Here is a 21,619-nt window from a genome sequence, read left to right as displayed (position 1 = left end):
TTGAGCCTTTACTATATAAAGTGCTGCACTTTTTGCTGACGGCGGTAACACCGGTCGCGTCTGAGCAGTAGAGATCGTGGCAAGGAGGCAGCCATGATCCGCTCGTTCGCAGACTCAGAAACCGAGAGCATCTTCGCAGGTCAGCGCAGCCGCAAGCTGCCGGCGGACATCCAGAAAACGGCGCGGCGCAAGCTCAGGCAAATCCATCGCACGCTGCGACTTAACGACCTGCGCATCCCTTCGGGCAATCGTTTCGAGCAGTTGAAAGGCTTTACCCCTTCACGATATAGTCTGCGGATCAACGACCAGTGGCGGATCACCTTCCGCTGGTCAGACGGAGACGCGCACGATGTCCGGATCGAGGACTATCACAAGGGATGACGAGCTGCTGGACAACGTCCATCCGGGCTCGATCCTGCGCGAGGATTTCCTGATCGGCAGCGAGATACCCGTGGGCGAAGTCGCAGAGGGCAGCGGCCTCGGCGTCGCGCAGCTCGAAGCACTTCTGGCCGAGACGGCTCCGGTCGACGCCGCCACGGACCTGCGCCTCGCGCGCTATTTCGGCATGAGCGAAGGCTTCTTCCTCGGCCTTCAGATCGACTTCGATCTTGAGGAAGAGCGCCGCGCGCACGGCGAGGAACTCGACCGGATCGTGCCGCGCGCCGCCTGAGGCGGAACAACCGGGCGGGTGCTTCCGTTGCCTAGGGAAACGGGAGGTTTCTCATGAAGCACGCAACGATCATCCTTGCCGGTCTTTCGGTGCTCACCGCCTGCGCGGACTCCGAGCCGGTTCCGGCCGAGGGCGAGCCGATGGACAACGGCGTCGCCGGGCCCGCGACCGAGGCCGAGCCGATGCCGCTGGCGAGCGCCCCGGCGGTGGCGGGCGAAGGCGAGGTCGCGCCCGTGCTCGCGCGGATCGACGGAAACTGGACGAGCAAGCGCGAGGCGGGCAACCGCATGGCGCTCTACGGCGAACCGGAGACCGAAGCCGCCTTCTCCGTGCGCTGCGAGGCGGGCGATCTGGTGTTCTCGCGCAGCGTCTCGGTGCCCGAGGGGCCGGTGCCGCTGACCATCGTGTTCGACGGGGACAGCGAGCGGGTCAGCGCCATGGCGCAGGAAGACCCGATCCCGATGGTCACCGGACGCCTGCCCGCGGTCAACGCCTTCGCGGGCGCGCTCGCCAGGGCCGAGAGCCCGATCATGATCCAGGTCCCCGGCGCGCCGACGATCAGCCTGCCCCCCAGCGATCAATTCCGCACCGTCGTCGAAAGCTGCCGCGCCTGAGCCGCGCGCAGACGCGCCCAAGCCGGTCGCAGAACCCAAGGCCGCGTAAGACGCGCCGCGAAAAAACTCGGCGGACGGGAACGGCAATACTTGGCGTACCGGGCCAATAATGCCAAGAACAGGCCATGGTGGGACGGTTCGGCAACTGGTTGTGGAACGATTTCTTCGGTCCGCAGAACGAGCGGCGCTTTCGCTTCAGGATCAACCGCCGGGTCAACTGGCTCTATTTCAGGCAGGGGTGGCGGCACAAGCAATGGCGCAAGGCGGTGCTGCCCCACCTCGTGCGCCCGATCGCCGTGCTTCTGGTCGGCGCGGCGCTCCCGATCCTGACGCTTCTCGCGCTCGACCTGTTTTCGGGCGGAGAAAGGGGCGCGGCGCATCAGATCTGGCAATTCCTGACGCAGACCACGGCGGAGCCCACCTGGCGATCGATCGGCCAGCCGCTGCTGATCCTGACCGGCGTGCCCGCCGCCTACGTCCTGTGGCTGTTTCGCGACATCAACGCGCGCCGCACGCTGGAAAACCAGCGCAAGGACGTGAACCTCAAGGAATTCCAGGAGATCCAGCTTCGCGCCGCCGGCGCGATGGACAAGGACAAGCTCGCCGGGGAAGCGCGCGAGCAATTGCAGATCGCCGCGCTGCACCAGTTGCGCGGCTACCTGAAGGGCGAATACGGCGAGGCCTTCCGCCGCCCGGCGTTGGAGCTGCTGCTGGCCGGCCACGCCGCCGCAATGGAACGGGCCGGGCTCAAGGAAGCGGTCGAACGCTGGCGCAAAGCCAATCCCGATCTCGATCCGGTCAAGCTGCGCGGGTATGGAGGCCTCACAAGGGAGGCCATCGCGTCAGCCAGACAGGAATGGACACCGCCCGACCGCGAACGCGCGGGCATCCTGCGCGACGAGGCGCGCCATGTCTTCTGCCGCGATTTTCCGCTCAACGGACGCCGGTTTGACGGCGTCGTGGTCGCGGCCGGCAACAAAAACGCCAGCTTCGCGTTGCTGGCACGCCTGCAACTTTCGGGCAGCGCACTCACTGGCGCGGACCTGAGCTGGGCGCGTCTCGAAGGCGCGGACCTGATCGGAGCGCGTCTCGAAGGCGCGGACCTGAGCTGGGCGCATCTCGAAGGCGCGGACCTGTTCGGAGCGCGTCTCGAAAGCGCGGACCTGAGCTGGGCGCATCTCGAAGGCGCGGACCTGAGCGAGGCGCGTCTCGAAGGCGCGGACCTGATCGGGGCGCGTTTCGAAGGCGCGGACCTGAGTTGGGCGCATCTCGAAGGCGCGGACCTGAGCTGGGCGCATCTCGAAGGCGCGGACCTGCGCCGGGCGCATCTCGAAGGCGCGAACCTGCGCGGGGCGTACCTCGAAGGCGCGAACCTGAGTGGGGCGCAAGTCGACAAATGCACCCTTCTGCAAGACGACTGGCCAGACCTGCCGGAAGCGGAGCGCGAAGCCGCACGGCAGCGGCTTCGCGACCGCGGCGCGTACCAGGTTGACGGTCCCGATTCCGGGGGCGGTCAGTCGTAGACGACGCCGTCCAGACCCTTGCCACCCTCGGCGATGAAGCGGTCGATGCGGGCTTCGAGCAGGGGCAGCGGCACCGAGCCGAGCGCGAGCACGACATCGTGGAACTTGCGGATGTCGAACCGCTCGCCCAGCGCCGCTTCCGCCTTGGCGCGCATGCGGCGGATGGTCATCTCGCCCAGCTTGTAGGCGAGCGCCTGCCCCGGCCATGAGATGTAGCGGTCGACCTCGGTGCCGACTTCGTGGTCGGACAGCGCGGTGCGGTCGGCGAGATAGCGCACCGCCTTCTCGCGGCTCCAGCCGTAGTGGTGGATGCCGGTGTCGATCACCAGCCGCACCGCGCGCCACATCTCGTAGGAGAGGCGCCCGAAGCGCTCGTAGGGCGTGCGGTAGATGCCCATCTCCTCGCCGAGGAACTCGCAATAGAGCCCCCAGCCCTCGCCCATGCCGGAAAAGTAGATGTTGCGGCGAAAGTCGGGAACCTGCGCCTGCTCGGACTGGAACGAGAACTGGAACGAGTGGCCCGGCGTGCATTCGTGCAGCGTCAGCGCGGGGATGTTGTACAAGGGCCGCGAAGGCAGGTCGTGCGTGTTCATCTGGCACGCCCCCTCGCCGCCGCGCCCGGCGGTGTAGAACGGCGCGATCGCGTCGGGCACCGGGCGGATGGTGAAGGGCTTCCTTGGCAGGAAGCCGAACATGTCTTCCAGCCGCCCGTCGACCCGCTTGGCGACATAGGCGGAAACGCCCATCAGCTCGTCGGGCGTGCGCGCGACGAAGCGCGGATCGCTCTTCAGACTGGCGTTGAACTGCGCGATCGTGCCGGTGAAGCCGACTTCGGCCATCACCACGCGCATCTCGCCCTCGATCCGCGCGACTTCGGCGAGGCCGATCTTATGGATCTCCTCGGCGCCGAGATCGAGCGTGGTGTACTGACGGATGTTCTGCGCATACCACGCGGCGCCATCGGGCACCGCCTCGGCGGCGAGCGTCTCGCGCGTGTTCGGCAGGTAGTCCTCGCGCAGGAAGGCCAGCAGCTTCGCGTAGGCGGGCACGACCTGCGCCGCGATCGCGGCGCGGCCCTCGCGCCGCAGCCGCGCGCGCTCCGTCTCGGGGAAGCGCTCGGGAATCTGTTCGAACGCCACCCCGAACGGATTGCCCTCGACCCTAGTGTATGGCTCGACCGAGGCATCGCGCCCCGCCAGCGTCACGCGCGGCACCGAAAAGCCGCGCTCCAGCCCGGCGCGGGCGTTGGCGATCTGTTCGTCGAAATAGCGCGGCACCTGGCGGATCCGCGCAAGATAGCGGTCGTATTCCTCGACGGTCTCGAAGCCGCGCCGCGCATCGAGATAGCTCCAGAAACTCGAATCGGAATCGAACGGCATTTCCCATTCGCGAAAGCGCGCGTCGCCGATCCTTTCGGCAAGGTCGGCGCGCAGCACCGCAGCGTTGGCCTGTTCGGGCGCGCTCAGGGCGCCAACATCGATCGCGTCGAGCCTGGCCAGCAGCGCCTCGTAATAGGCCAGCCGCTCGGCCTGCGCGGCGGGCGCGACCGAGGGCAGCGCGTCGCCCGGCTGCACTTCGCCGCGCGCGGTCTCGATCCGGTGGAAGGTCTCGAGCTGCCACTGCCAGTAGCCGTCGTAGAGCGCGCGCAACCGTGCGTCGGCACGCGAGGCCCGGGCTTCGCGCGCGGCGACCGGCTGCGCCGGCAAGGCCGCCGCCAGAACGAGCGCCGCCGCGAGCAGAGCCCTCACAGCTTGCCGAACTTGGCTTCGTAGGCTGCGGTATCGCCGCTCGACAGCAGCTTCGCCTGCTCGATCCAGTTGTCGCGCCGGGGGCGGCCCGCGAACGATCCGAGCTGCGCGTCGAGCGCATCGAGATCCGCATCGCTCCAGCCCGCAATCTGGGCATAGCTGGTGACGCCGATCGATTGCAGCAATGCCGCGAGCTTCGGCCCGACGCCCTTGATCTTGCGCAAGTCGTCGCTCGACCCGGCAGGCGCAGGCGGCGCGGGCGCCGGTGTCGGGTCAGGCGCGGGCTCCGAGGGCGGCGGCGCGGCACTTTCCGGCGCGGATGGCGGGGGCGACGCCCGCCTTTCGGAAGCCTCGACCTCCTCCTGCGCGGCGGCGGTCACCACTTCGCCGATCCCCGCCATGGTCCCGGCGGCAGGCGGCGGCGAGAGCGATGCGGCAGGCGGCGCGTCGATCAGCGCCTGGTTGCGCCGTGCGGGCGCCGCCCCCTCGTCGAGCACGTCGGGCCGCCGCTCGCGCACCGTGCCTTTCGAGCCGCGCCCGAAAAGCCACCACGCGACGATGATCCCGATGATCAGCGCCGCGATGAAAATCAGCCAGTTGGCCTCGATCATTTCTACCAAGTGATCACCTCATGCGATTGAACACGAGCCAGCCCGCCGCGAGCCCCAGCCCGTAGGCGAGCAGCGCGGTCACCGACATCTCAAGCCAAAGCGGCACGGCCCGGTCCTTCCTTCATGCCGACATGCATAGTCATCCCGGCCCCGGGGTGTCGATGGGAGTCGGGTTCACCGGCGCGCTCAGGATCACCGAGAACTCGATGCGGCGGTTCGCCGGGTCCTTCGGATCGAGGCCCGGAACGGGCTTGGCCGATCCCACGCCGGTCGAGCGCAGCCCGTCCGCCGGGATGCCGCGCCCGATCAGCTCGTAGCGCACCGCGTCGGCGCGCGCGAGCGAGAGCGCGACATTGGCCTCGGGGTTGCCGTTGCCGTCGGTGTGGCCGGTGATGGCGATGATGCTGCCGACGCAGGGGCGAAGCGCGTAGGCCACCTCGTCGAGCAGCTTCTCGCTGGCCGGATCGATCCGCGCGCTGGCCTCGGAAAAGCGGATCGTGCGCGTCGCGAGAATGCCCTCGACTTCTTCCTGGCAATGCAGCGTCGCGTCTTCCTCGGCCCGGGCGCCCTTGGGGCCGCGCCAGGTTATGCCGCCGATGCCGGGGATCGCGGCGACCGAGGCGGCGACCTTGCGCCGGGTGTCGGCATCGAGCTTGTCGCCGCCGATGAGCTGCGGATGGCGGGTGCGCCAGCCGAATTCGTTCTCGAACCGGAGCGTCACGCCCTTGCCGCCCGCCGCGTCGCGCGCGGTCGCGGCCTTGGCCTTCAGGTCCTCGACGAAATCGCGCCCCGCGTGGCGCTCGCCATAGATGGCAAGCGCCACGCTGGCGATGGCTCCGGCAAGGGCGATGGCAGCGCGCTTAGGGTTCACATCCCGAGCGATACCCGCCCGGGAGGCGCGTCACAATGCCCCAGCGCGCCTTTCGCGCCTCAGCCGCCCTCGAGCGAGTCGGCGACGCCGACCAGGCGGATGAACTCCTGCCGCCAGAAATCGGACTGATCGCCCGCCAGCGCGACGATGCCGTCGGTCCCGAAGCCGTGCATCATCTCGTCGCCGCGCAGCGACTGGGCGAAGGCGGCGACGGCAGCGGCGAAGGCGAAATCGCCGCGCGGCCTTCCGGCATTGGCGAGCAGCGAGGCGGGAACCGGTTTCTCGATCAGCTTCGAGGTCTTGCCGTCGGGCATCTTGTAGCGCAGCTTGACGAAGGCGAGTTCGCTCGAGCCCCGGGCTGCGGCAGGCATGTCGTCCTCGTACCGGCGCGGGGCGATCCAGCCCTTGGCGCCCGCCGGCACGATCTCGTAGATCGCGGTGACCTGATGGCCCGCGCCGATATCGCCCGCATCGACGAGGTCGTTGTCGAAGTCCTCCTCGCGCAGCGCCCGGTTCTCGTAGCCGAGCAGCCGGTACTGGCTGACTTGCGCGGGGTTGAACTCGACCTGGATCTTCACGTCCTTGGCGATGGTGAACAGCGTCGAGCTCATCTGCTCGCCGAGCACCTTCTTCGCTTCGAGCGCGCTGTCGATGTAGGCGTAGTTGCCGTTCCCGTGGTCGGCGATCTGCTCCATCATCGCTTCGTTGTAGTTGCCCGTGCCGAAGCCGAGCGTGGTCAGCGTGATGCCGTTCTCGCGTTCGCGCTCGATCATCTCGATCAGCGCCTTGGTGTTCGAGACGCCGACGTTGAAGTCGCCGTCGGTGCCGATCAGAATGCGGTTGACGCCGCCCTCGATGAAGTTGTCGCGCGCGATGTTGTAGGCGAGTTGCAGCCCCGCCGCCCCGGCGGTCGAACCGCCCGCCCGCAGCCGGTCGAGCGCGGCGCGGATCTTGGCCTTGTCGTTGGTCGGCTCGAGCACCATGCCCGCCGCGCCGGCGTAGACCACGATCGAGACCGTGTCCTTCGGGCCCAGTTCGCCCGCGAGGCCCGAGAGCGCGGTCTTGAGCAGCGGCAGCTTGTCCTGGCTCGCCATCGAGCCCGAGACATCGAGCAGGAACACCAGATTGGCGGGCGGACGCGAGGCGCGCGGCAGGTCATAGCCGCGCAGGCCGATGCGCAGCAGACGCGTCTCGGCGTTCCACGGCGTCGCCGCGACGTCCGTGGTCACGGTGAAAGGCACCGCGCGGTCGGCGGGCCGGGCATAGTCATAGCGGAAGTAGTTGATCAGCTCCTCGGTGCGCACCGCGTCTTGCGGCGGGAGCTGGCCCTGGGTGAGGAACCGGCGCGTGTTGGCATAGGCGCCGGTGTCGACATCGACCGAGAAGGTCGAGACCGGCTCGGCGCGGGCAAGATGGACCGGATTGATCTCCTTGCCCTCGTACCGCTCGCGGCCCGGATCGGTCGCGACCATGACGGGCGGCACCATGTAGCGGCTCTGCGGCTGCGCCTCGGCCTGCGCGGCCGGAGCAACCGGCTGCGGCGGAGGGGTTGTAGTCCGCACGGCTATAGAGGGCGGCGTGTTGACGGCCTTTGCTCCGGCAAATTGCGGGGAGGTCGGCGGCGGAGGTGGTGGCGGTGGCGGTGGTGGTGGAGCCACGCCGTCCGCCGCCTTGCCCGTGACCCGGCCAGCGGTCGCAATGATCTCGCCCGATGCGTCCGCCTTCGCGACCTTCTCGCGAGGGGGCTGGCTGGAAAGACTTTCGTCGCTCGTCGCGGCGCAGCCCGCAACTAATACGAGGCTGCCCGAGGCGGTAAGCGTAAGTAACGTGGATACGAGCTTGTCATCAAAGCGACGCATGACATCCCTCCTTGCCGATTCTACCCGGTCATCAGGAGGCGGGAGGAGGCGTGAACCGCGACTGAACGCGCTGAAATTGCGACGGAATGCTGACCTAGCTGTCTATTACTGGGGCGATCAACCAATCTTCTTCTGAAACAGCACGCGATCTTCTTCATCGAAGCCGCGTTTCCAGATCGTCACGAAGTATAGCGCGAGGATCGCGGGCACACCGAAGGCGAGTTCGGCCCATTCGGGCAGGAACTCGGTCGCCGCCCAACCCACGACGATCGCGGGCGCGGCGGCCCAGACCAGCGCCCAGCGCCAGTTGTTGACGCTCTCGCCCAGCCTGCGCGCGAGCATCCGCGACTTGGCGACCGACGCGAAGCCGAGCGCGAGCACCAGCGCGGCGGCCGCGGCCGAAGCCTGGAACAGCTCGTCGAAGCCCAGCCGCTGCATCAGCAGGATGCCTCCCACGGTAAGCAGCGCCTGGAGTCCTATGGTCAGGACCGAGACGACGAGGTTCCGCACGCGCGCCATGTAGATCAGCGCGGCTTCGCTGACGACGGCGGTCGCGGCGGCGACTTCGGCCATCAGCAGGAAGGCGAGCGCGCCCGTACCCGCGACGAACTCGGGCCCGATCAGGCCCATGACGCCCTCGCCCGGGATGCCCAGCGCGAGCGCGATGCCCGCCTGCGCGGCCGTGATCCAGAAGCCCACCTGCGAGACCTGCCGCGCGATCGCGGCATGGTCGCGCTCCTTGAGCTTGCGGGTGATCACGGGGCCGAGGATCGGCTCGAAGCTGGTCTTGAGCTTTTGCGGCAGGCTCGCGACCTGCTGCGCGACGTAGTAGATGCCCACCGCGCGCGGCTCGGCGAAAATGCCGAGGATGAGGATATCGATACGCCGCGTCCCCCACTCGATCGCATCGGCGGTCGCGATCGGCAGGCTGCGCAAGGTGAACTTGCCCAGCGCCTTGGGCGAGGGCCGCCAGCCGCGCGGCAGGCCATAGGCGCGCAAGAACGGCACGAAGGCAGTCAGCGCGGCGGCGAGGATCGAGGTGATGTAGGCGGTCGCGAGCCCGTATTCGGGCGCGATGAACACCATCAGCCCGGCGACGATCGAGATCGTCCAGGGCTCGACGATCGCGCGCGCGCGCACGGTCGAGGCGATGTCGAAGCGATAGGCGAGCGCGGCCAGCCAGATCTCGGTCAGTGCCAGCGGCGGGATCGCCAGGACCATCAGCCGGTCGGCGAGCGTGAACTGGCCCCCGGGGAACAGCGGCTGCGGAAAGAACCAGAAGATCGCCGCGAGCACGCTCGACGCGAGCAGCGCGACGAGCATGCCGTCGGCGACGACATTGGCGGGCCGCTCGTCGGTCTCCGACAAGCGCTGCGCGAGGCCGCGCTTTTCGCCGAGCGTGCACAGCATCGCGGTCAGCTCGATAACCACCAGCGCCGAAGCGAAGACGCCCAGCGCGGCGGGCCCGTACCCCGGCGCGCGCCCGGCGATGAACAGGAACGGGATGCGCGCGGCGAGGCGGATGAAGAAGCCGAGGAAATTGGTCCGTCCGCCCTTGGCGAGCGCGGCGATGTCGTCGCGGCTGGTGTCGTCGCGCCCGGCGCCGCCCGCGCCTGCGGCGCGCTCGTTCAAGACTCGCCCTCCTGCTCGGCGCGCAAGGGCCGCGCGAGCAGCTCGGTCACCACCGTTCCCGCCGGCGCCTCACCGGAAAGCAGGCGGCAGACCGCCTCGACGATCGGCATCTCGATACCCGCGCGCGTCGCCAGCTCGGCGAGCACCGGGGCCGTGTGCGCGCCTTCTGCGACGCTGTTCTTGCCCGAGAGCGCTTCGCGCGCGCTCATCCCCTGACCCAGCGCGAGGCCGAGCGAAAAGTTGCGGCTCGACGTCGAAGAGCAGGTCAGCACAAGATCGCCGAGCCCGCACAGGCCCGAAAGCGTATCGGCGCGCGCGCCCTTGGCTTGGCCGAAGCGCAGCATCTCGGCATAGCCGCGCGCGATCAGCGCCGCGCGCGCGTTCTGGCCGAGATTGAGCCCCTCGACCACGCCGCAGGCAATGGCGAGAACGTTCTTGACCGCCCCGCCGATCTCGGCGCCGATCACGTCGTCCGAGTAATAGGGCCGGAGCGAAGGCCGCGCGATCTGCGGCGCGAGCCGGTCCCACTGCGCGCGGCCCTGCGAGCAGGCGAGCGTCACCGCTGTCGGCAGGCCGGCGGCGACCTCGTGCGCGAAGGTCGGCCCCGAAAGCACCGCGATCGCAGCGCCGGGCGCCGCGTCAGTGGCGACGTCGAGCATTAGCCGCCCGCTGCCCGCCTCGATCCCCTTGGCGCAGAGCACCAGATCGCGCGGGCCGGACGGCAACTGCGCGATCACCGAGGCAAGGAACTGCGCGGGCACCACCACGAGCAGCGCGGCCAGATCGGCGAAGGCGGCGAGGTCGCTGGTGGCGCGGATCGTCTCGGCAAGGTTCGCGCTCGGCAGGTAGATGCTGTTGCTGCGCGCGGTGTTGATCTCTTCTGCAAGATCCGGCTCGCGCGCCCAGAGCAGCACGTCGCTGCCGTCGCTTGCGAGCGACTGGGCGAGCGCCGTGCCCCAGGCGCCCGCGCCGATCACGCCGACTGCCGCGCTCATGCCTTCACGCCCGCGCCGCGTACCGCCTCGGCATCGGGATCGAGCGGCCAGCGCGGCCGCGCAGCGACGTCGAGCGGGTCGGACTGGCCGAGCGCGAGCCGCTCGATCCCCGCCCAGGCGATCATCGCCGCGTTGTCTGTGCACAAGGCCAGCGGCGGCGCGACGAAGGGCAGATCGTGCTCGCCCGCCAGCGCCTCGAGCGCGGCGCGGATCGCCCCATTCGCGGCGACGCCGCCCGCGACGACCAGCGCACTCGGCCTGCCCGCCCGGTCGAGCGCCCGGCGGGTGCGGTCGACGAGGCAGTCGATCGCCGCCTGCTGGAACGAGGCGGCGATGTCGGCGTTGGCATGGTCGCCCGATTCCTTCGCGCGCAGCACCGCGCTCTTGAGCCCCGCGAAGGAGAAATGCGGCTCGGCCTTGCCCAGCAAGGGACGCGGCAGCGGCACCGCGCGCGGATCCCCCGAGCGGGCCAACCGCTCGACCGCCGGGCCACCGGGGTAGCCGAGCCCGAGCAACTTGGCGGTCTTGTCGAAGGCCTCACCGAGCGCGTCGTCGATCGTCGTGGCCAGCCGCCGGTAGCGGCCGACGCCCTCGACGAGCAGGATCTGGCAATGCCCGCCCGAGACCAGCAGCAGCAGGTAGGGATATCCGAGCGCGGCATCGGCGAGCCGCGGCGAGAGCGCATGACCCTCCAAATGATTGAGCGCGATCAGCGGCTTGTCGCTCGCCATCGCCAGTGCCTTGGCGGTGACGAGCCCGACCATCACCCCGCCGATCAGGCCGGGTCCGGCGGTCGCCGCGATCGCGTCGACATCGCCCAGCGCCATGCCCGCGTCGGCAAGCGTCGCCTCGATCAGCGGCGCCAGCCGCTCGGCATGGGCGCGCGCGGCGATCTCGGGCACGACGCCGCCGTAGGGCCGATGTGCCTCGTCCTGCGAGGCGATGCGCTGTGCCAGGATCGTGCGATCCTCGCGCACGAGCGCGGCCGCCGTCTCGTCGCACGAGCTTTCTATGCCGAGAACGATGCTCATCCCAATCTCACCGGGCCTGCTTCATGCGTGCCTGCCTCACTTTGGCCACATATCCTCTGGCCGACCTTTCGCTCCGCGGCAATGGGGAGTAGCACAAGCCGGGCATGTCCTTCGTATCGAACCTTCCGATCCGTCTCGGCACTCGCCGCTCGCCGCTGGCCATGGCCCAGGCCGAGGAGGCGCGCGACCGGCTCGCGGCCGCGCACGCCATCGCGCGAGCCCATATAGAGATCGTGCCCGTCACCGCCAGTGGCGACCGGATCCAGGACCGCGCGCTCGCCGAGATCGGCGGCAAGGCGCTGTGGACCAAGGAACTCGACGCCTGGCTGATCGAGGGCCGGATCGATTTCGCGGTGCATTCGGCCAAGGACGTCGAGACGCTGCGTCCGCCCGAGATCGCGATCGGCGCGGTGCTGCCGCGCGAGGACGTGCGCGACGTGCTGGTGGGCGCCGCCTCGATCGCCGCGCTGCCCGCGGGCGCGGTGGTCGGCACCAGCGCCCCGCGCCGCGCCGCGCAGTTGCGCCACGCCCGGCCGGATTGCACCGCGATCACCTTTCGCGGCAACGTCGCCACGCGGCTCGCCAAGCTCGCGGCGGGAGAAGTCGACGCCACCTTCCTCGCGGCGGCGGGCCTCAAGCGGCTCGGCGAGAGCGGCACGGGCCATCCGCTCGACCCGCAAGAATGGCTCCCCGCGCCGGGACAGGCCGCGATCCTGATCGAATGCCGCGCGAGCGATGCCGCGACTCGCGAGGCGCTCGCCGCGATCGACGATGCGCCGAGCCGCGAAGCGGTGCTCGCCGAGCGGGCGCTGCTCGCGGCGCTCGGCGGCAATTGCCACAGCCCGGTCGCGGTGCTCAGCACGATCGAGCGCGGCCATATCGCGATGCGCGCCGCCTTGTTCAGCCCCGACGGAGCCGAGCGCGTCGACGCCGCCGCCACTTTCGCGACCGGCGACATTGACGCACCCGCGCGGCTCGCCGCCGACCTCCTGGCCCGTGCGGCACCGGCGATCGCGGTGCATTTCGAGGGTGCGGGATGAAGCCGCTCGTCGTCATCCGCCCGCAGCCGGGCGCCGATGCGACGCTCGCCGAGGCCCGTGCGCGTGGTCTCGACGCCCACGCCTTCCCGCTCTTCGTGATCCGGCCGCTCCCCTGGGACCCGCCGCCGCGCGAGGACATCGACGCGCTGCTGATCGGCAGCGCCAACGGCATGCGCCACGGCGGCGCCGGCCTTGCCGCTTATGCCGGGATGCCCGCCTACGCGGTCGGCGACAAGACCGGCGAAGCCGCCCGCGAAGCGGGGCTCGACGTCGTCGCCTCGGGCAACGGCGGACTGCAGAAGGTGCTCGACGCGGTCGCGCCCGAACATCGCCGGCTGCTGCGGATCGCCGGACGCGAGCATGTCGACCTAATCGTGCCCGAAGGTGTGACCCTGCTCGCGCGCGAGGTCTACGCCAGCGAGCCCAAGCCGATGCCGCGCGAACTGCGCGAATTGCTGGCGCGCCCCGCGGTGGTCTTGCTCCATTCGGGCGAGGCGGCGGCGCACTTCGCCCGGCTCTGCGCCGAGATGGGAGTCGATCGCCGGCACGTCTCGCTGGCTGCGATCGGTCCGCGCGTGGCAGAACGGGCTGGCGATGGCTGGCGCGCGGTCCGCGTGGCCGAAAGTACGAGCGACGCGGCATTGCTGGCCTTGGCCGACGAGATGTGCCAAGAACCAACGATATCGCCGCCACCCCCCGCTCGGGACAGCATGAACGCAGAATATCCGTCCATCGACGCGCAGCCCGCCTCCTATGACAGCACGCCGCGCCGACGCTCGCGCGGGGGCACGGTCATGGTCGCGCTGCTCGCGTTCCTGTTCGGCGCGGCGGTGTTCGGCTGGCTCGAATGGCGCGGCTACTTCGACAGCCTCATGGCCGACCAACCGCAGGAAGAGACTTCCCTCGAGGCTCCTCCGGCGGACAACGAGGCCGAGGGTAATGCCACGCCCGCGGCCGCGCGCTCGCAAGCCGCGCGGCTGACCGGGATGAGCGGCGTCGAAGCGCGCGTCGCGATGCTCGAGGACCGTCTTTCGCGGCTCGATTTCCAGGCGAACGCCGCCTCGGGCAACGCCGCGCGCGCGGAGGGCCTGCTGATCGCTTTCGCCGCGCGCCGGATGATCGACCGCGGCGAACCGCTGACCTTCGTCGCCGACCAGTTGCGCGTGCGCTTCGGCAACGCGCAGCCCCGCGCGGTCGAGACGATCATCGACTTCGCCGCGCAGCCCGTGACCATCGACCAGCTTTCGGCGCGCCTCGACGCACTCTCGCCCGAACTCGTCGACAAGAGCGTGAGCGAAGGCAGCCTGTGGGACCGGATGCGCAGCGAAGTGCGCAACCTGTTCACGCTGCGGCGCGACACCTCGGCCGTGCTCGGCCCGCAGGCGCGGATCGACCGCGCGCGGCTGATGCTCACCGCGCGCCGCATCCCCGAGGCGATCGACCAGGTGGAGCGCCTGCCCGGCGCCGAGGCGGCGGAAAAGTGGATCGTCGATGCCAACCGCTACGAAGCCGCGCAGCGCGCGCTCGATCTGATCGAGACCACCGCGATGCTCGAACCGCGCCGCCTAAAGGACGCGGAAGGCCATAGCGTCGAGCAGGACAGCCCCCTCGCCACCCCCGCCTCGCCCAAGGACGGCGCCAGCCCGGCGGCGGCGACTTCCGCTACACCCGCGGCCAAGGCATCCGCATCACCTGCGCGATAGAGTCCGTTCGCGACTGGCGCGCCTGAAGCAATCTCGGCGCGGAAGGCCAATTGAGCGGCGCTTCTCGTCGATGCGCCTCGCCCCGGGCTGCCCCGGTCACCCGAACTTGTAGAGAATCCCGAAGCCGCCACGTGGGTAGTTCCACTCGACTTCGCCGGTCCGCGCGGTGACGATCCGGCACGTTCCGCACTCCAGACATCCGTCGGTGGCAATTTCGACCTGCCCGGCCTCGTTCTGCGAATAACAGCCTGCCGGACACATGTGGGTGAGCGAGCGCAGTTCCGCCGACGGCCGCTCGTGCGGCCTCACGGTGATGTGCGGCCTGCCGGCATCGACGACGAAGCGGTTGAAATAGAGCTTCTCTTCCACGTTCCGGGTCTGCGTCAACATCGTCACTTTCGTTCGATCTGGCCCCGCCCAAATGGCGCGAGGGGTGGCTTCCCGCCTGCAGCAAGCGGAGATGGTTTGGCCGCCGAACCTTCAGAAGAAGGGCCGGAATCTAGATGTTCAGCGTCACTTTCCGGCCTTCCGCTCTGGCGGCGATCCAGCGCCTTAGCTCGGCGACGTGGCCGCTCTCTTCTTCCACGAATTCCTTGGCGAAGGCGATGATCTCCGGATCGGTCGCTTTCTCGAGGACCTCGGCGTAGTAGCTCAGTCCCGCCAGTTCCGCGGCAAGGGCAGTTTCAAGCGCTTCGTCGGCACCGATCAGTGGGTCGGCAGCCCAGATTGCGGCCGCCTCGGGGCTTTCCTCGTCGGGCCAGCTGAAATCACCGGGCTCCAGTTCGGGAATGTCGCGGAAACCTGATCGCTGCCGCGCATCCTTGAGGTGGAGCCGCGAGTAGTGGGCGAGTTGGGCGAACAGGTTGGCCACTTCGGCGTTGCCGCTGCTTTTCATCGCATCGGCGAGTTGCCCGAACCGGTCGGCCGCTTCGCGCTCCAGTTGGATCGCATGAGCGAGAAATTCTTCGACAGTCTCCAACATACCTCTCCGCTCTGGGGGGACGATGCATGGTGGCGATGCCCTGAGGCAGCCAGCACGCATTTTCCGGTCATTGGGCCGCCGTGGCTTCGTCGGCCATGCCGGCAGTGGAGATGAGCCATTCCTCGCGCGTGACGGAGGCCTCGATGATCTTGAGATGCTCACTCTCTTCGCGGGCGAAGGACTTGGCCAGATCGCGCACTTCCGGATTGCCGGTGGTCTCGGCGATCGCGAGGTAGAACTCGTAGCCGCGCCTTTCACCGACCAGGGCGGCCTTCAGCGCCTCGAGCTTGGTAATGGCGGGATCGGCGGCCATCATCGAGGTCCGCTCGGGCGTCGCCTGATCAGGCCAGACGTAGTCGGGCGGGATCACGACATCGGCGTCCAGCTTGGAGGCGCGGTCCTTGGCTTCCTTGAGGTGCAGACGCGAAAAGCCGGCCAGTTGATAGAACAACTTGGCGACTTCGGCGTTTCCGCCTTCCTTCATGCCCTCGGCAAGGCCGTAGAAATGGTCGGCAGCATCTTCCTCGATCTTGACGGCATAGCCCAGGAATTCATCGACCGTTTCGACCCTGATGCCACCCTTGAATATCTTGGCGGCCCGGGTGATGTGAGGCTTCTCGACGGGCAGGGTCTCGTCGCCGACGAAAGACACCATGATGTCTTCATTGCGCACGAAACACTGGCAGGCGAGCCGGTAGCGCGGCGGCATGTCGTTGACTTCAGCTTCGTAGATTTCCTCCCTGCTGATCTTGCCGAGTTGACGCAGGGTTTCCTTCTCTTCTTCGGTCAGCGCAATCCCGTACTTGCTGTACTTCGTCGGCGCATAGATGTGGGACACCTCGACAAGACACGATCCGCAATTGCCGTCCTGGCAGTCGAATGGGATCGGGATGTTGTGTTCCTTCGCCAGTGCGAGGATCGTGCCGCGATCTCCGGCGATGGCATAGACGGTAATGTCTTTCGCCATGCGCGGAGAAGAAAAAGTTACGTTCGCCATGACAAGCTCCTTCTCTGAAGGCCGGCGATAGTGGGACCGCCCGCTTGCCCGATGAAAAGCAAAAGCTATGCCGTTCGCTGATTTCCGTCATTTCTCGCCGATGATTTGATCGAGATCAAATCGCGACTTGCCCTGTATCGACACGACACAATCGCCGCCTGCGTATATTGTTCGGTTTGCGACAGCCGAGACCACGCAGGCCATCGCGAGGCCCTGGTCGCCCGCTCCTACGCCTGCAGCAGCTCGGGCAGCTTGCCCGACATGCCGCGCGCCTCGTCCATGAAGAAGCGCTTGAGCGGTTCGAGGCGCTGCACCGCGCCCATGCCGAGGCGACGCGCGGCACTCGGCAGGGCGCCGGGGATGCCGAACAGGCGGTTGAGGCTGTCGGTCACCGACATGACGGTGAAGGTGTCGAGGCTGCGCCACTTCTCGTAGCGCGCGAGCAGTTGCGCGTCGCCCGGCTCGAGCCCCAGCCGCATGCCCTCGGCGAGCACCTCGACGAGCGCGCCGACATCGCGCAGGCCGAGGTTGAGCCCCTGCCCCGCGATCGGGTGCATGCCGTGCGCGGCATCGCCGATCAGCGCGAGGCGCCGGTCGACCAGCTTGCCCGCGTGGTGGAAGCGCAGCGGATAGGACAGGCGCGGCGCGGCCAGTTCGACCTTTCCGAACACGCCGTGCATGTTGCGCGCGACCTCGGACAGGAAGATCGCGTCGGGCAGCTTGGTGACGCCCGCCGCGTCTTTTTCCGCGACGGTCCACACAAGCGCGCTGCGATGGCGTCCGCCCTCGTCGAGCAGCGGCAGCAGCGCGAAGGGGCCATCGGGATAGAAAATCTCCCAGGCGACGCCCTCGTGCGGTTTCTCGTGCCACAGCGCGGTGACCATGGCGCGATGGCTGTAGTCCCACTTCGCCAGGCCGAACCCGGCCTCGTCGCGCGTCGGCGACTGGCGACCCTCGGCGGCGACCAGCAGGCTGCCGGTGAGCGTGCGGCCATCCGCCAGTTCGACCGCGACGCCATGCTCGCCGCGCTCGCGCCGCGCCACCTCGGCGCGCACGTGCCAGGCGATCGCCGGCTCGTCCTTCGCCGCCTCGAACAGCGCGAGACGCAAGTCGCGGTTGGCGAACATCCGGCCCAGCGTGCCTTCGCCCGGCTCGGGGCGGAAGTCGATACGGCCCGGTTTCATGCCGTCGGTCACCGCGATCGCCTCTATCGCGCAGCCGAGCGGATCGAGCCGTCCGGCGAGGCCGATGTTGCCGAACAGGTTCCAGCTCGCGGTCGAGATCGCCGAGGCGCGTCCGTCCGCGCCCGCCGCGGTCAGCTCCGCCGGATCGGCGCGCTCGACGACATGGCTGGTGATGCCGCGCTTGGCCGCCGCGAGCGCCAGCGTCATGCCGACGAGCCCGCCGCCGAGGATGACGAGGTCGCGCCGGTCGGTGTGTTCAGTGCTCATGGCGCGCAAGTATCGCCGCTGCCGCCGTCGATGTCGAGACACCGCCCGTCCCAGGCGCCCTCAGGCTCGCTCAGGCCGACCAGCGCGGCGAGCGTGGGGGCGATATCGACGGTCTCGACAGGATCGGGCTGTTCGAAGCCGGCGAGGCCCTTGCGCCAGAACAGGATCGGCACGCGCCGGTCATAGTCCCAGGGGCTGCCATGCGTGGTGGTGTAGCTCGGGCTCGGATCACCCGGCACGACGCCGCGCCTGGTCATCATCAGCACGTCGCCCGACCGCTCGGGGTCGAACGAGGCGCGCACCTTTTCGGCCATCGTCCAATCCTGCGGCGCGCCCTCGGGCACCGGCATCGCGGCGAGTTCGTCCTTGGTATAGACCGCCGCGACCTGCGGATTGGCCTTGAGCAGCTCGATCAGCTTGGCGAGCGCCTTTTCGCGGTCCTTCATCTTCAGGCCATCGGCGATCCACACGTCGCCCGAACCGCCCGCGCCGTAGAACAGCGGGCCGGACTTCGCCGCCACGCCGGTCGCCTGCGTGACGGCCGCCGAGAGCGCATCGGCCCCCAGCGCGGGATCGAGCCGCTGCGCACCGGGATAGGCGTGGAGCCGCAGCCGCTCGGGCGCATCGATGCCGCCGTGATCGGCCGTAAGCACGACCGCGTAGTCGATCCCGCGCTCGTCGAGCGCGGCGAAGAGCGTGCCGATCGTTGCATCGAGCTGGGCAAGCTGGATGCACATCTCGACCCCGTCGTGGCCATAGGCGTGGCCCACGTAGTCGGTCGCCGAAAAGCTGACGGAGAGCACATCGGCGACATCGTCCTTGCCGAGACCCTGCTCGTCGACCAGCCGCACCGCGAGATCGCCCGTCGCGGCATCGACTCGCGGCGAGCGGCCGAAGCCTTTCGCGTCACCCGCCGCCAGCGGAAAGCGGAAAGTGCCGATGGTGAAATCCTTGATCGGCACGGCGCGATCGACCCCGGCGCACCAGGCCGGCATCGGCAGCGCGGGCGCGCCAGAAGCGACGAGCGCACCGATCTGGCTGTTGACCGCCAGCGCGGCGGGGCTGACCTGGCGGTCGGCATAGGTGGTGAAGCCCTTGGTGCCGAGCCAGTAGGCGGCATCGGCGGTGTGGCCGCTCATCATCACCGCAGCGCGGTCCTTGGCCGAAACCGCCACGTTCTTCGCCCGGGGATTGGCGCGCTTCATCAGATCGCCGAGCGTGGGGACCTTGAGATGATCGGGCGAGACGACGGGCTCGCGCGAGGAACTCGCCGGATCGGTCTCGTCCTCGGCACAGTAGACCCGCTTCTCCTCACGGCCGAGCCCGGGGACGTACCAGTTGTTGGCGATGATCCCGGTGCGCGCGGGATGGGCACCGGTGAGGATCGTCGAGTGGCCCGGGCAGGTCTCGGTCGCGGCATGCGACTGATAGCCCGAGGGGAACACGGCGCCGGTCAGCAGGCGCGCGAAGCCCTGCGAGAAGTGCTCGCGATACTGCGCGAAGAGATCGGCGGCGAACTGGTCGACCGAGATCGCGACGATGAGCCTGGGCGGCCCCTGCGGCGCGGCCTCGGCGGCCGTCGCTGCGGGCGGCGCGGGCGCGGCCTCCTGCGCGAGAGCCGGAGCGGCGCCTGCAAGCGCGAGAGCAAGTGCGAACGGAGCGAACACGGGACGCATGGGCATTCCTTGAAAATTGCCGGACGAAAAGGCAGAGGCGTCACTGGCCCCATTGCGCGAGGTGCGCAAGGCCGGACGCGTTGAAGACGAAAGGTTCATGGAAACCCGCCGCTATCGCCTGCTTGTTGCGGTGCTGTGTCACTGGCTCGCCCTGATCCTCGCGGCGCCGGCCGTGCTGGCGCAGGGCACGAACATCGACGTCCAACTCGTCGCGCCGAACGTCGTCGCGCCGGGCGAGGAGGCGAACGTGGTGCTGGTGATGACGCCCAAGGCGGGCTGGCACGGCTACTGGAAGAACCCGGGGGACGCAGGCGTCGGCATGCGGCTCGACTGGCAGGCACCGGAAAGCCTCGGGATCGGCGAACCGCGCTATCCGGTGCCCGAGACGCTGCTGATCTCGGGGCTGATGAACCATGTCTACGAAGGGCGGTACGGCGTCGTCATGCCGCTCTCGGTGGCGAAGGACGCCTCGCCCGGCGCGGCGACGATCGCGCTGGAAGCCCAATGGCTCGCCTGCACCGATGAGATCTGCGTGCCCGAGCGCGGCGCGCTGAGCGCGCAAGTCACGATCGCCGCCGATCCCGACGAAGCGGCGCGCGCGGGCAATCCCGATCCCGGCCCCTGGCTGGCGCGGCTGCCCGCGCCGCTGTCGGCACCGGTCTCGCATGCGGTCGATCGCGACACTATCCGCTTCGGCATTCCCCTGCCCGCCGATCTCACGCTGACCGGGCCGCACCTGTTTCTCGCGCAGGACAAGATCGTCGACTACGCGGCGCCGCAGCACTTCTCGCGGCGTGGCGACCTGCTCATCGTCGAACTGCGCCGCAAGCCGGACGGCGCCGAGATTCCCGCGAGCGGACTCGACGCTGTGCTGCGGCTCGACGACGCGGGCAATGGCCTGGCGATCGAATCGCGCACGGGCGAAGTGCCGCAAGCCGGAGAGCCGCTCGGCGAAAAAGCCGATGCTCCTCGCACCAGCGCCCTGCCCTGGCTGCTGCTGGCGGCGCTGGCGGGCGGCTTGCTGCTCAACGTCATGCCCTGCGTCTTCCCGATCCTCAGCCTCAAGGCGCTGAGCCTCGCGCGAGCGGGCGAGAGCGAGCGCCACGCTCGGATCGAGGGGCTGGCCTATGCCGCCGGCGTGATCGTCGCCTGCCTCGCGCTCGGCGCGCTGCTGCTGGCGCTGCGCGCGGCGGGCGAGGAAGTGGGCTGGGCCTTCCAGCTTCAGGAGCCGGCGGTGATCGCCGCGTTGTTGTTGCTCGCGGTCGCGCTGACGGCCAACTTCCTCGGCGCGTTCGAGTTCGCGGTGCCTGGCTTCGCCACGGCGGGCTCGCCGCAGGGCGCCTTCGCCACCGGCCTGCTCGCCGCCTTCGTGGCGACGCCGTGCACCGGTCCGTTCATGGCGGGCGCCATGGGCGCGGCGCTGCTGCTGCCGGTGCCGTCCGCGCTGGCGCTGTTCGCCGCGCTCGGGCTGGGCATCGCGCTGCCCTTCCTGGCGATCGCCTTCGTTCCCGCGCTGCGCCGCCGGTTGCCCCGGCCCGGCCCGTGGATGGTGACTTTCCGCCGCTGGATGGCGTTGCCGATGGGGCTTACCGCGCTGGCGCTCGCCTGGCTTGCCTGGCGGATCGGTGGCACGAGTTTCGCGCTGACCGCGCTCGCATTCGCCGCCGCGATCGCGCTCGTGCTCGCGCGCATGGGCGGCCGGCAGCGCGCGGGCCTCGGCGTTGACGGGCTTCAGGTCGCGATGCTCGGCGCGATCCTGGTCGCCGCCGCCTTCGCGCTTCCGGTCACGGTCGAAGAGCGGACGCCCGAAGACAGCGCCTCGCTCCTCGCCACCGAGCCGTACAGCGAGACGCGGCTGGCCGAGGCGCGCGCGGCGGGCAAGCCCGTCTTCGCCTGGTTTACCGCCGACTGGTGCCTCACCTGCAAGGTCAACGAGCGCGTCGCGATCGAGCGCGCGCAGACGAAGGCTGCGTTCGAGAAGGCCGGCGTCGTCGTCCTGCGCGGCGACTGGACCCGGCGTGATCCCGAGATCACGCGCTATCTCACCGAGCAGGGCGCGGCGGGCGTGCCGCTTTACGTCTGGTATCCGGCGAATGGCGGAGAGGGCGAAAAGCTGCCGCAAGTGCTCACCCCCGGCACGCTCGCCGAAAAGGCTGCCGCCGGGGCCGCAGCCGACTGAGGCGGACCGCCCGACGCGGCCACTTCGCGATTGATTC

General features: G+C 69.2%; 19 protein-coding genes. 7 read left to right on the top strand and 12 right to left on the bottom strand.

Annotated features, from left to right (window positions below; translation table 11 throughout):
- Positions 1 to 93: 93 nt before the first annotated feature.
- From B2G71_RS02500 to B2G71_RS24310, 4 genes are all read left to right on the top strand, one after another.
- A complete protein-coding gene (locus tag B2G71_RS02500) occupies positions 94 to 381 on the top strand; it encodes a type II toxin-antitoxin system RelE/ParE family toxin (protein ID WP_098104161.1) in 288 nt (95 codons plus the stop codon).
- On the top strand, positions 350 to 670 hold the full coding sequence (locus B2G71_RS02495; RefSeq protein ID WP_098104160.1) for a HigA family addiction module antitoxin: 321 nt from the start codon (positions 350 to 352) through the stop codon (positions 668 to 670). Before B2G71_RS02500 ends, B2G71_RS02495 begins: the two co-directional genes overlap by 32 nt.
- Positions 671 to 723: 53 nt before the next feature.
- Positions 724 to 1,284 (top strand): hypothetical protein, encoded by a 561-nt coding sequence (locus tag B2G71_RS02490; protein ID WP_098104159.1) that lies wholly within the window; start codon positions 724 to 726, stop codon positions 1,282 to 1,284.
- Between the two features lie 125 nt (positions 1,285 to 1,409).
- The gene (locus B2G71_RS24310) at positions 1,410 to 2,807 is read left to right on the top strand and encodes a pentapeptide repeat-containing protein (protein WP_098104158.1); all 1,398 of its coding nucleotides are present in this window, start codon (positions 1,410 to 1,412) and stop codon (positions 2,805 to 2,807) included.
- Here B2G71_RS24310 and B2G71_RS02480 read toward each other — a convergent pair.
- From B2G71_RS02480 to tsaD, 7 genes are all read right to left on the bottom strand, one after another.
- On the bottom strand, positions 2,798 to 4,555 hold the full coding sequence (locus B2G71_RS02480) for a DUF885 family protein (protein WP_098104157.1): 1,758 nt from the start codon (positions 4,553 to 4,555) through the stop codon (positions 2,798 to 2,800). The two genes, B2G71_RS24310 and B2G71_RS02480, sit on opposite strands and share 10 nt — an antisense overlap.
- A complete protein-coding gene (locus tag B2G71_RS02475; RefSeq protein ID WP_098104156.1) occupies positions 4,552 to 5,175 on the bottom strand; it encodes a hypothetical protein in 624 nt (207 codons plus the stop codon). Before B2G71_RS02475 ends, B2G71_RS02480 begins: the two co-directional genes overlap by 4 nt.
- Before the next feature lie 130 nt (positions 5,176 to 5,305).
- Complete coding sequence (locus B2G71_RS02470) at positions 5,306 to 6,037, bottom strand: OmpA family protein (protein ID WP_098104155.1); 732 nt, start codon at positions 6,035 to 6,037, stop codon at positions 5,306 to 5,308.
- Between the two features lie 59 nt (positions 6,038 to 6,096).
- Positions 6,097 to 7,896, bottom strand: a complete 1,800-nt coding sequence (locus B2G71_RS02465) for a VWA domain-containing protein (RefSeq protein ID WP_240529968.1) — start codon at positions 7,894 to 7,896, stop codon at positions 6,097 to 6,099.
- A gap of 117 nt (positions 7,897 to 8,013) precedes the next feature.
- Positions 8,014 to 9,528, bottom strand: a complete 1,515-nt coding sequence (locus B2G71_RS02460; RefSeq protein WP_098104154.1) for an oligosaccharide flippase family protein — start codon at positions 9,526 to 9,528, stop codon at positions 8,014 to 8,016.
- Positions 9,525 to 10,523 carry an NAD(P)H-dependent glycerol-3-phosphate dehydrogenase gene (locus B2G71_RS02455; protein ID WP_098104153.1) on the bottom strand — a complete coding sequence of 333 codons (999 nt, stop codon included), beginning with the start codon at positions 10,521 to 10,523 and terminating at the stop codon, positions 9,525 to 9,527. The genes B2G71_RS02460 and B2G71_RS02455 overlap by 4 nt, the downstream gene beginning before the upstream one ends.
- Positions 10,520 to 11,554 carry a tRNA (adenosine(37)-N6)-threonylcarbamoyltransferase complex transferase subunit TsaD gene (tsaD, locus tag B2G71_RS02450; RefSeq protein WP_098104152.1) on the bottom strand — a complete coding sequence of 345 codons (1,035 nt, stop codon included), beginning with the start codon at positions 11,552 to 11,554 and terminating at the stop codon, positions 10,520 to 10,522. Before tsaD ends, B2G71_RS02455 begins: the two co-directional genes overlap by 4 nt.
- Before the next feature lie 104 nt (positions 11,555 to 11,658).
- On the opposite strand from tsaD, the gene hemC reads away from it, so the two are divergent.
- Complete coding sequence (hemC, locus tag B2G71_RS02445) at positions 11,659 to 12,594, top strand: hydroxymethylbilane synthase (protein ID WP_098104151.1); 936 nt, start codon at positions 11,659 to 11,661, stop codon at positions 12,592 to 12,594.
- A complete protein-coding gene (locus B2G71_RS24430; protein WP_240529967.1) occupies positions 12,591 to 14,297 on the top strand; it encodes a uroporphyrinogen-III synthase in 1,707 nt (568 codons plus the stop codon). The genes hemC and B2G71_RS24430 overlap by 4 nt, the downstream gene beginning before the upstream one ends.
- A 96-nt stretch (positions 14,298 to 14,393) precedes the next feature.
- On the opposite strand, the gene B2G71_RS02430 is transcribed toward B2G71_RS24430, so the two are convergent.
- From B2G71_RS02430 to B2G71_RS02410, 5 genes are all read right to left on the bottom strand, one after another.
- Positions 14,394 to 14,687 carry a ferredoxin family protein gene (locus B2G71_RS02430; RefSeq protein ID WP_098104150.1) on the bottom strand — a complete coding sequence of 98 codons (294 nt, stop codon included), beginning with the start codon at positions 14,685 to 14,687 and terminating at the stop codon, positions 14,394 to 14,396.
- 109 nt (positions 14,688 to 14,796) lie between these two features.
- On the bottom strand, positions 14,797 to 15,276 hold the full coding sequence (locus B2G71_RS02425; RefSeq protein ID WP_098104416.1) for a ferritin family protein: 480 nt from the start codon (positions 15,274 to 15,276) through the stop codon (positions 14,797 to 14,799).
- 70 nt (positions 15,277 to 15,346) lie between these two features.
- Positions 15,347 to 16,276, bottom strand: coding sequence for a ferritin family protein (locus B2G71_RS24730; protein WP_098104149.1), 930 nt, complete (start codon positions 16,274 to 16,276; stop codon positions 15,347 to 15,349).
- 227 nt (positions 16,277 to 16,503) lie between these two features.
- Positions 16,504 to 17,727 carry an FAD-dependent monooxygenase gene (locus tag B2G71_RS02415; protein ID WP_098104148.1) on the bottom strand — a complete coding sequence of 408 codons (1,224 nt, stop codon included), beginning with the start codon at positions 17,725 to 17,727 and terminating at the stop codon, positions 16,504 to 16,506.
- Positions 17,724 to 19,403: an alkaline phosphatase family protein gene (locus B2G71_RS02410; protein WP_168176220.1), complete on the bottom strand. Its 1,680-nt coding sequence runs from the start codon at positions 19,401 to 19,403 to the stop codon at positions 17,724 to 17,726. Before B2G71_RS02410 ends, B2G71_RS02415 begins: the two co-directional genes overlap by 4 nt.
- Positions 19,404 to 19,500: 97 nt before the next feature.
- On the opposite strand from B2G71_RS02410, the gene B2G71_RS02405 reads away from it, so the two are divergent.
- Positions 19,501 to 21,582, top strand: a complete 2,082-nt coding sequence (locus B2G71_RS02405; RefSeq protein WP_098104415.1) for a thioredoxin family protein — start codon at positions 19,501 to 19,503, stop codon at positions 21,580 to 21,582.
- Positions 21,583 to 21,619 lie beyond the last annotated feature (37 nt).

Source organism: Novosphingobium sp. PC22D (assembly GCF_002556635.1).
In the GTDB taxonomy this organism is placed as follows: domain Bacteria; phylum Pseudomonadota; class Alphaproteobacteria; order Sphingomonadales; family Sphingomonadaceae; genus Novosphingobium.
Note: the sequence above shows the minus strand (reverse complement) of the source record. Positions and strands in the feature narration are given on the sequence as shown.